This window comes from Streptomyces sp. URMC 129, from assembly GCF_051386415.1.
GTDB lineage: Bacteria > Actinomycetota > Actinomycetes > Streptomycetales > Streptomycetaceae > Streptomyces.
The window spans coordinates 1-2,561 of the sequence record NZ_JBPQTQ010000251.1; the positions used below are offsets into that span (position 1 = coordinate 1).

Annotated in this window: 1 protein-coding gene; it reads left to right on the forward strand. The window is 70.3% G+C overall.

Annotated features, from left to right (window positions below):
- A partial coding sequence (locus ACSNOC_RS27475) for a type I polyketide synthase (RefSeq protein ID WP_436750285.1) occupies positions 1 to 2,561 on the forward strand: 2,561 nt, incomplete at both ends.

The following is a 2,561-nucleotide window of genomic DNA, read 5'->3' on the forward strand; positions in this document are numbered from 1 at the left end:
GGGGTTTTCGGCAGTCCGGGGCAGGGGGCGTATGCGGCGGGCAACGCGTTCCTCGACGCCCTTGCCCAGTACCGGCACTCCAACGGCCTGCCCGCCACATCCCTCGCCTGGGGTCTGTGGGACGAAGCGAGCGCGCTGACTGCCGGATTGGGCGATGCCGACCGGCGGCGGGCCGCTCGTGCCGGCATCGCCCCCCTCAACGCCCGCAGCGGACTGGCCCTGTTCGACATGGCGAGCGCGGCCGGTGTGCCGCTGATGGTTCCTGTCCGGCTGAACGCGCGGGCGCTGGAAGCCCAGGCACGCTCCGGCTCGCTCCCGCCTCTCCTGCGCGAACTCGTCCGCACCCCGGCAGGGCACCACGCCGTCAACGCCGGTGCCCAGCCCAGCGATCAGTCGTCCCTCGCGCAGCGGCTCGCCGGACTGAGGGGAGAAGCACAGCGCGAGTTGCTGCTCGACTTGGTGCGGACGAGCGTCGCGGCCGTCCTCGGCCATGATGCGGCCGAAGCTGTTGACGTGCGACGGCAGTTCACCGACCTCGGCTTCGACTCGCTCACCGCGGTGGAGCTGCGCAACAGTCTCGGAACGGCTACGGGTGTCCGGCTTCCCGCCACGCTGGTATTCGATCACCCGACGCCGACCGCCCTCGCCGACCACCTGGCCGAAACTCTCGGCGGCGCTTTCCCGTCCAGGACAGCGGACCAGGGCACCGCGCCGGTCCTGGCCGTGTCGTCGGCGGACGAGCCGATCGCGATCGTCGGCATGGGCTGCCGTTACCCCGGCGATGTCTGGTCGCCGGAGGACCTGTGGCGGCTGGTGGCCGGAGGCGGCGACGCGATCGGTGGCTTTCCGACCGACCGAGGCTGGAACGTCGACGCCTTGTACCACCCCGACCCGGATCACCAGGGAACGAGTTACACGAAGGAGGGCGGATTCCTCTACGACGCGGGCCAGTTCGATCCCGCGTTCTTCGGGATCTCGCCGCGCGAGGCCCTGTCGACGGACCCGCAGCAGCGCATGCTGCTCGAAGTCTCCTGGGAGGCCCTGGAACGCGCGGGCATTGACCCGACCTCGGTGCGGGGAAGCCGGACCGGCGTGTTCGTCGGCGTGATGTACCACGACTACGGCACGCGGGCCTCTCTCGCACCGGACGCCTTCGAGGGGCAGCTCGGCATCGGATCGGCCGGCAGCGTGGCTTCTGGCCGGGTGGCGTACACGTTCGGGCTGGAGGGTCCGGCGGTGACGGTGGACACGGCGTGTTCGTCGTCGTTGGTGGCGTTGCATCTGGCGGCGCAGGCGCTGCGGCAGGGCGAGTGCACCATGGCCCTGGTCGGCGGCGTGGCGGTGATGGCAACGCCCAACGTCTTCATCGAGTTCAGCCGTCAGCGAGGTCTGGCGGCGGACGGTCGGTGCAAGTCGTTCTCGGCCGCTGCGGACGGCACCGGTTGGTCCGAAGGGGTCGGCATGCTGCTCGTCGAACGGCTCTCCGACGCGCGCCGCAATGGGCACCCCGTTCTTGCGGTGGTGCGTGGCTCGGCGGTGAATCAGGACGGTGCGTCGAACGGTCTGACGGCTCCGAACGGGCCTTCGCAGCAGCGCGTCATCCGGCAGGCGCTGGCAAGTGCCGGTCTGTCGGCGGCGGATGTGGATGCTGTTGAAGCCCATGGGACGGGCACGACCCTGGGCGATCCGATCGAGGCCCAGGCGCTCATCGCCACGTACGGGCAGGAGCGCTCTGCCGAACGGCCGCTGTGGCTCGGCTCGATCAAGTCGAACATCGGGCACACGCAGGCCGCCGCCGGTGTCGCCGGTGTCATCAAGATGGTGATGGCGATGCGGAACGGCGTTCTGCCGCCCTCCCTGCACGCGGACGAACCATCGCCCCACATCGACTGGTCGGCGGGCGCGGTACGGCTGTTGACGGAGACCGTGGCCTGGCCGGAGAACGGCCACCCGCGCCGTGCGGGCGTGTCCTCCTTCGGCGTGAGCGGCACCAACGCTCACGTCGTGCTGGAACATGTCCCGGCCGAGGCCGACCAGGACGGCGGTGGGGCGACGGCTCCCGTCGTGCTGTGGCCCCTGTCGGCGAAGGACGAGTCGGGACTGCGCGCGCAGGCCCGGCGCCTGCGGGATCACCTTGCCGAACATGAAGAACTGCGCCCTGCGGATGTGGGCTACTCGCTGGCGACAGCGCGGGCGGCGCTGGAGTTCCGTGCTGTGGCGAGCGGCCGGGACCGTGCCGAACTGCTGGACGCTCTGTCCGCGATCACCGAGGGGCGGCAGGCGACCGGAGTTGCCCGTGGCATCGCGGCACCGAGTCGGAAGACCGCGCTGTTGTTTGCGGGGCAGGGGAGTCAGCGGTTGGGGATGGGGCGGGAGTTGTATGCCGCGTTCCCGGTGTTTGCTGGTGCGTTTGATGAGGTGTGGGCCCGGTTCGGTCTGCCTTCGGGTGAGGTCCCGGGGTCTGTGCAGCCGGGGTTGTTCGCGGTTGAGGTGGCGTTGTTCCGGTTGTTGGAGTCGTGGGGTGTGCGGCCGGATGTGGTGTGTGGGCATTCGGTGGGGGA